Origin of the sequence: Thermobacillus xylanilyticus, assembly GCF_907165215.1 — a bacterium.
GTDB classification, from domain to species: domain Bacteria; phylum Bacillota; class Bacilli; order Paenibacillales; family Paenibacillaceae; genus Thermobacillus; species Thermobacillus xylanilyticus.
The window spans coordinates 40,521-47,710 of sequence record NZ_CAJRAY010000057.1; the positions used below are offsets into that span (position 1 = coordinate 40,521).

The 7,190-nt window shown below is 59.2% G+C and carries 6 protein-coding genes; 4 read left to right on the top strand and 2 right to left on the bottom strand.

Annotation, left to right across the window (positions count from 1 at the left end; genetic code table 11):
• Positions 1-5 precede the first annotated feature (5 nt).
• The 4 genes from KJQ12_RS11815 (at position 6) to KJQ12_RS11830 (ending at position 5,583) form a co-directional block, all read left to right on the top strand.
• Positions 6-1,379: a PDZ domain-containing protein gene (locus KJQ12_RS11815; protein WP_213484839.1), complete on the top strand. Its 1,374-nt coding sequence runs from the start codon at positions 6-8 to the stop codon at positions 1,377-1,379.
• A gap of 251 nt (positions 1,380-1,630) precedes the next feature.
• On the top strand, positions 1,631-1,840 hold the full coding sequence (locus tag KJQ12_RS19605) for a hypothetical protein (RefSeq protein WP_244860586.1): 210 nt from the start codon (positions 1,631-1,633) through the stop codon (positions 1,838-1,840).
• A 373-nt stretch (positions 1,841-2,213) separates the two neighbouring features.
• Entirely contained in the window at positions 2,214-4,211 is a 1,998-nt protein-coding gene (gene uvrB / locus KJQ12_RS11825; RefSeq protein ID WP_280529260.1) for an excinuclease ABC subunit UvrB, read from the top strand.
• A gap of 253 nt (positions 4,212-4,464) precedes the next feature.
• Positions 4,465-5,583 (top strand): hypothetical protein, encoded by a 1,119-nt coding sequence (locus KJQ12_RS11830; protein ID WP_213484840.1) that lies wholly within the window; start codon positions 4,465-4,467, stop codon positions 5,581-5,583.
• A 45-nt stretch (positions 5,584-5,628) separates the two neighbouring features.
• Here KJQ12_RS11830 and KJQ12_RS11835 read toward each other — a convergent pair whose 3' ends face one another.
• Both KJQ12_RS11835 and KJQ12_RS11840 read right to left on the bottom strand, forming a co-directional pair.
• Positions 5,629-6,375, bottom strand: a complete 747-nt coding sequence (locus KJQ12_RS11835) for a hypothetical protein (RefSeq protein ID WP_157373492.1) — start codon at positions 6,373-6,375, stop codon at positions 5,629-5,631.
• A 379-nt stretch (positions 6,376-6,754) separates the two neighbouring features.
• Positions 6,755-7,075: a helix-turn-helix domain-containing protein gene (locus KJQ12_RS11840; protein ID WP_015253213.1), complete on the bottom strand. Its 321-nt coding sequence runs from the start codon at positions 7,073-7,075 to the stop codon at positions 6,755-6,757.
• Positions 7,076-7,190: the final 115 nt, after the last annotated feature.

The following is a 7,190-nucleotide window of genomic DNA, read 5'->3' on the forward strand; positions in this document are numbered from 1 at the left end:
TGCCGATGGAATGGGGGCTGGAATGGCTGGAACAGGCGGGATCCGGAATCGCCGCTGCGCTGATCCAGCCGTTCGGATACGTCGCCGTGCTGCTGGTCTTGCTACTTGCGCTCAGGCAGATCCGCGCGGAGCGCAGGCTGTTCCATGCGCGGCTGACGGCCTGGCCGGGCCGGCTGCTCGCGGCGCTGCCGGCGGGACTAGCCGTCGGCGTCCTGGTCTCGACCGCCGTCCTGTTCCTCGGTGTTGATCTTAACGCGGATGCCGTGATCTGGCTGTGGTGCGTGTCGCTGCTGCTCGGGCTGGTGCGGCTGCGCTTCGCGGCGGCCGCTTACGGCGCGGGCCTTGTTGCCTTCTTGCAGTGGCTCTCCGGCTGGTTCGACTGGTCCGGATCGCCTGAACTGATCAAGCGGCTCGCGGCGTCGCTCGCATCGTTCGATGCGGCCGGCCTGCTGCTGATCGCCGGTCTGCTGCTACCGGCGGAAGCCCTGCTGCTCTGGCGGTCTAGCCGCCGCCTGGCCGGCCCGGTCATCGTGGACGGCAAGCGCGGCCGCCCGATCGGCGGCTGGCGGATCGACGCCGTCTGGCCGGTGCCGCTGCTTCTGCTCGTGCCGGCCGCCGGAACGTCCGCCGGCGCCGCGGAACTGCCGTGGACGCCGCTGTTCTGGAGCCTTGGCGAACCGCAGGGCTGGGCGCTGCTCGGCCTGCCGGTCGTCATCGGCTCCGTCTGGCGGACGACGTCGCTCCTGCCGGCGGCGAAGGCTGCGCGTACCGCGCGGGAGCTCTTGTGGACCGGGCTGATCGCCGCTGTTGCGGGGGCGGCGGCCGCCCAATGGGAACTGTTGCTGCCGGCCGCCGCGGCGGCCGTGCCGGCGCTGCGCGAGATCGCATCCTTCATCGAGCGGAGCAGGGAAGCGGCGGCAAGCCCGCTGTACGCCCACGAAGGGAACGGGCTGCGGGTGCTCGCGGTGCTGCCCGGATCGTCGGGGGCGCAGCTCGGCATCGAGCCCGGCGAGATCGTGAGCAAGGTGAACGGCACCGCCGTCCGCACGCCGGAGGAGTTGTACGACGGATTGCTGGCCAATCCGGCGTTCTGCAAGATCGAGCTGCTCAACCACGAGGGCCATGTCCGCTTTGTGCAGCGCGCGCGCTACGAGAATGAACACCATCAGCTCGGCCTCGTGCTGGCGCCGTTCGAAGACGCCGCCTACACCGTGAGCGGCGCGCCGCGGTCGTTGATCGGGCTGCTGCCGTGGAGCCGTCCTTTCCGCCGGCGGGGCGGATCGGCGCCCGCGGCGGAGGTTGCGCATACCGCTCCGGCTTCCGATCCGGCGGCCGCGGAAGGACGCCCGTCCGATGCGGGCAGCGCCGCGCAAGATTGATGAAAAATTACCAGCATGCTTGTCCACACCTCCTTCTCGAACGGACATATATTGCAAGCAGTCCGAACGGAAAGAGGTGATGCAAAGTGGCAACCGGCAATCTGTGACTCGCGCTGTGGTCGGGAGTCAATTTCTCCGGCCGCCGCATCCTGTTCCAGCGCCGGGGCGTTGCGGTACGCGACCTGCGGGCATTCCGGTTCAATGACGAGCTGTCCAGCTTCCGGGTCAGCAACCAGTCGAGGCCGAACCAGGTGACGCTGGTGCTGTTCCGCGACATCAACTACCAGGGCCCGTACCGCGTCTTCCGCGGCAGCCAGTCGGTGGCGGACCTGCGGACGCTCGGCTTCAACAACCAGACGTCCTCGCTCATCCTCGTCGGCCGCAGGCTGTCGGATCAGGAGATCCGGCGCATTCAGGCATCGCGCAGCGCGCCCGGCGGTATCGTGACCATTCGGCAATGATGCCGGAAAGACCGTCCGAAGTTGAAGACCGTCCGGCAGCACCGGACCGGACCGGTCAGGGGCATCGCGATTTTTTCCGGCGAAGGCCGGACAGGCCGACCGGCCGCCGGACTTTCTCACCAAGCCGTCCCCGCGTCCAGCCATGACGGGGGCGGATTTTTTTGTCTGCATTTCCGTAATTGCGCGGCGTGTGGAGAACGGGTATAATCGAATGGGAACATTTATTCTCATTCGGCTGGCGACAGAGGAAAGGATTGGTCCATCCGGCGTCTGCAAGCCCGCCGCATGGGGCATACCGATAATGGCGGACGGCCCGGAGCGACGGATTCGCCCGCCGGAAGCGGGCAGCCGGAAGGAGAGGGAAGCAAGACCGATGCGAGAATCGATTACCGTCCTGGACAAACCGTTCGAGCTTGTCTCCGATTACAAGCCTCAGGGGGATCAGCCCGAAGCGATCGCGAAGCTGGTTGAGGGCGTCCGGCAAGGCAAGAAGCACCAGACGCTGCTCGGCGCGACGGGCACGGGCAAGACCTTCACGATCGCCAATGTGATCAAGGAACTGAACCGCCCGACGCTCGTCATCGCCCACAACAAGACGCTGGCGGCGCAGCTGTGCAGCGAGTTCCAGGAATTTTTCCCGAACAACGCGGTTTCCTACTTCGTCAGTTACTACGATTATTATCAGCCGGAAGCCTATATTCCGCAGACGGATACCTATATCGAGAAAGATTCCAGCATCAACGACGAGATCGACAAGCTGCGGCACTCCGCGACCAGCTCGCTGTTCGAGCGGCGCGACGTCATCATCGTGGCGAGCGTGTCGTGCATCTACGGCCTCGGTTCGCCGGACGAGTACCGCGACCTCGTCCTGTCGCTGCGCGTCGGCATGGAGAAGCCGCGCAACGCCATCCTGCGCAAGCTGGTCGACATCCAGTACCAGCGGAACGATCTCAACTTCGTGCGCGGCACGTTCCGCGTGCGGGGCGACACGATCGAGATCTTCCCGGCGGGCAGCCATGAGCGGGCGATCCGAGTCGAGATGTTCGGCGACGAGATCGAACGGATCACCGAGATCGATACCTTGACGGGCGAGATCATCGGGGAGCGGAACCACGTTGCCATTTTCCCGGCTTCCCACTTCGTCACGCATGAAGAGAAGATGAAAATCGCCCTGAAAAATATCGAGCGCGAACTGGAGGAGCGGCTGGAGGAGCTCCGGTCGCAGGGCAAGCTGCTCGAGGCGCAGCGTCTGGAGCAGCGGACGCGCTACGACCTCGAAATGATGGCGGAGATGGGCTTCTGCTCCGGCATCGAGAACTATTCGGGGCCGCTGACGTTCCGCGAGCGCGGCTCGACGCCGTACACGCTGCTCGACTATTTCCCGGACGACTTCCTGATCGTCGTCGACGAGTCGCACGTGACGCTGCCGCAGATCCGCGCGATGTACAACGGCGACCGGGCGCGCAAGGAAGTGCTCGTCGAGCACGGTTTCCGGCTGCCGTCCGCGCTGGACAACCGGCCGCTCAAGTTCGAAGAGTTCGAGGCGAAGGCGAACCAGCTCATCTACGTATCCGCGACGCCCGGACCGTATGAGCTGGAGCATTGCCCGGAAGTGGTCGAACAGATCATCCGGCCGACGGGCCTCGTCGACCCGGTCGTCGAAGTGCGCCCGACGAAGGGGCAGATCGACGATCTGCTCGGCGAGATCCGCGAACGGATCGCGAAGGACGAGCGCGTGCTCGTGACGACGCTGACGAAGAAGATGGCGGAAGATCTGACCGACTACCTGAAGGAAGTCGGCATCAAAGTCCGCTACCTCCACTCGGACATCAAGACGCTCGAGCGGATGGCGATTCTGCGGGATCTGCGCCTCGGCACGTTCCACGTGCTCGTCGGCATCAACCTGCTGCGCGAAGGTCTCGACCTGCCGGAAGTGTCGCTTGTCGCCATTCTGGACGCGGACAAGGAAGGGTTCCTCCGCTCCGAGACGTCGCTCATCCAGACGATCGGCCGGGCGGCGCGCAACGCGGACGGCCGGGTCATCATGTACGCCGATACGATCACGGATTCGATGGAACGGGCGATCCGCGAGACGGAGCGCCGCCGTTCGATCCAGATCGCATTCAACGAGAAGCACGGCATCGTGCCGCAGACGATCCGCAAGAAAGTGCACGACGTCATCGAAGCGGTGAAGGTCGCCGAATCGAAGGCCGAGTACGGAACGGACGCCTACGGCAAGATGTCCAAGAAAGAGAAGATGAAGCTGATCCAGCGGCTGGAAGCCGAGATGAAGGAAGCGGCGAAGAACTTGCAGTTCGAGCGTGCGGCCGAGCTGCGCGACGCGCTGCTTGAACTGAAGGCTGAAGTCTAGAGTTGCAGGGGTGATAAGCGGGCGGAACCCTGCGTTGGGATGATCTCGCGGCCGTTCGTCACAGCGTCTGATTGCCAGCGTTGGCAATCAGACGCTGTTTTCTTTTCGTTCCCAACATCCCTCCCCCGACGAAGTCCCTCGACCTGCGATCGGCTGCCGATCCGCGGACTCGTCACCCAAATCCGGTCAACTCAACTTCTGTATCCCGTTGATCGTCTAGTTAAGGTGAAAAAAATAAGGTGGTGGAGGGAAAATGTGGAGATCAGGCAGACAAATAGGATTTCTATTGCTCATTATTGTTCTGGTGTTATCGGGATGCCAACGCGCAGCTGTACAGGACGATATGGCACAAAACGGCGGTAATATCGCAACCGACGAAGTCAGTCCATCCGGAGAGAACGGCTTGCCGACAGAGGCCGGATCGCAAGCGGAGGCGGAACAGGCAAATACGACGGAGACGGATGGGACAGACGTGCCAGACAGGGATCTCCCTTCCGAAGAGCCAGCCGTTGAGCCGCGCAAGGAACCGGTTCGCATCCCTGTCTTAATTTATCAATTGACGGACGACATCTTGCAACTGCCGGTTTCTTCGATTCCGTATTATGACAAGGGCAAGATCAGGTTTCTGTCGGAGGAGGACATCAGGGCGTCCGGGAAACGTCGAACCGGACATCAGACCGGAATCGATGATGTGATGGCTCTGACGTCCAATCTCACGGGACGGGAGGACGCGGAACTGGATTGGACCGCCGGCGTCGAAGGTGAACGGCAAACGTCGGAAGGGCTGATCATGAAGGAGACGGCGGAACGGCGTTATGAACTGTTCGTACCCGACGTCGGAAGGTATGAGATCGAACTGGAAGCCCCGCCCGGCCACGAGGTGTTGTATATTTCCAAAATCACGTGGCATCCCAACCGAGCCGCCGGAACGGAGGGGCAAGTCCAATCCGCCGATTTGCGCGCCGCAAGGTCAATCGTGTTTTATGAGCTGCCGGAGGACGTTTTCCAACGCCCGAGAACTTCCATTCCCTATTATAACGACGGAACGATCGAATATTTGCCGGAGTATGTCTTCGAGCAATACGAAGAAGGCCATCAGCCCTGGCTTGGTACGGGAATCGATGTGGCGACCGTGATGACATCCAATCTTGCCGGGCAAGAGAATCCTTATCTTGAACTGAGTGAAACATTGCCCGGCTTCCATTTCAAGCAATCGACGCCAAGCGGGATCGTCATTCAGGCCTTGACGAACGAATTCATTCAACTAAAGGTGCCGGAGATCGGAACTTACGACATTGAGATGACAGTTCTTGGGGATCTTTCGTTTTTGATGATTTCGAATATTACACTTCATTTGAACGAATATTCATAGGGATGAGGAAAGAGGGCAGATATTCTCCGCCCTCTCCCACCCATATCAGGCGAAACGCCACTGAGCGTTCGGAATGGTGCCGGTAGCACCCAAAGCGTTCCGCATGTTTTTGGAAATGTCGATGATGGCACCGTTGATTACCGTCGTATCCTTACAATTGGAATCGTTTGGCTTGCAAACTTCGCATCGTTTCTTTCCTTTGTAGGTGATTGCCCTGGGCGTTGTTCCGGTGTTCCAGTAAGGGTCTGTGCCGCACCAGTTTGCGTCGAAGAGCGGGCCGACATCCCACACTTTCCCGGTAGCTGTCTTTCCGGTGTTTGGATTGTACATTTTTACCGATTTGGCGCAAACATTGTAAGCAGGCAATGCAACGTAATTGGAAGGCAGCGATCCGTGTTGCCCAACGCAGTATGACTTGTTGGATCCTTCAAACCAGGATGCATCGCCCTTGAACCAGACACCGACTTCCACCGTGGTGGTGAGACCATTGGCTTGAATCGTAATTTTCCTCGACGGATCCTGATTGAATACGGACGTAATGATCATGTCGGTGGATTCTCTGATGACCCCTTCCCGGAACGTGACGGTGCCAATCTGATACCCCAACAGCGAGGAAGAAGAGTTGGCATAGACGGGCACGGTGGCATTGAAACTTTTCACCGGTCCACCTGCCGTATTCACCAGGTATCCGCTCGAAATCCTGAACGGCTCCCGTGCAATCACGCTGCCCGAATAAACGTCTTCGCCCGGAGCGTTTTTGGCGATAGAGAAGTACAGCACGTATTCCGCCATTTTCTGGCTCATCCTTTCTGGAAAGATTCGGGTTCCGTTGTTTGCTGGTTCAGCAGTTCCTGGAGGATGCGGGCCTGATCCTGAAGCTTCGCATATTCCTCAACCGGGATCTCAATACTGTTTGGTACCTTTTGCTCCTGACAACCGCACATTCTTGCTCCCACCTTGTCCAAAACTTCTTGAGGAATTCCAGGCCTGGTTGCTTTCCTCGCTTATACAAAGTGAAATCGATTCTGATTTGCACAACGTCAGTGGAGGGGTGGAAGAAGAAAATTGGCCGTGAAATGAATCGGAGGATACAGAGGAGCTATGCGGGATAGTGAAAAAACAGGGCGGCTTCAGCACAAATCGCCGCATGCCGCCCTTTCAAGCTCATGTATTAGAAATCTAACTGTTCCTCCTTCCATTCGACAAGATTGCGGAAATCATTCTTGAATCCGGAAAAATCCAATTGAGCGTGATTTGACGAAATCAGCTCTATGAATTGTGCAAAACCGGGAATTGAATTCATATCGTAATTTTTGACGGCAACGATCACCTTCTCCGCCAAATACTGCTGCAAATCGTTTCGTTCGTTCGGGGACGCGCGACGGCACGCCTTCTGAATGAAGGGTTCTACAAGGTGAAGAATTTCTTTCATCGCTTCCTTGTCTCCCGCTTTCGCTTTCTGCACCAAGGTGAACAAATCATGCCCGATCATTTTTTTTTGCCCACCTCGCTTCGAATGACCTGGATCAAATCCATAATGGTGTTATTCAAACTCAACTTTCGCACCTAGAAAATCAATGTAAAACCAATTGTGGAGCGGGCTTAGG

Coding starts and splice junctions, on each gene's coding strand:
- KJQ12_RS11835 (WP_157373492.1), bottom strand. CDS start 6,375: ATGGCGGAATACGTGCTGTACTTCTCTATCGCCAAAAACGCTCCGGGC.
- KJQ12_RS11840 (WP_015253213.1), bottom strand. CDS start 7,075: ATGATCGGGCATGATTTGTTCACCTTGGTGCAGAAAGCGAAAGCGGGA.
- KJQ12_RS11815 (WP_213484839.1), top strand. CDS start 6: ATGGAATGGGGGCTGGAATGGCTGGAACAGGCGGGATCCGGAATCGCC.
- uvrB (WP_280529260.1), top strand. CDS start 2,214: ATGCGAGAATCGATTACCGTCCTGGACAAACCGTTCGAGCTTGTCTCC.
- KJQ12_RS11830 (WP_213484840.1), top strand. CDS start 4,465: ATGTGGAGATCAGGCAGACAAATAGGATTTCTATTGCTCATTATTGTT.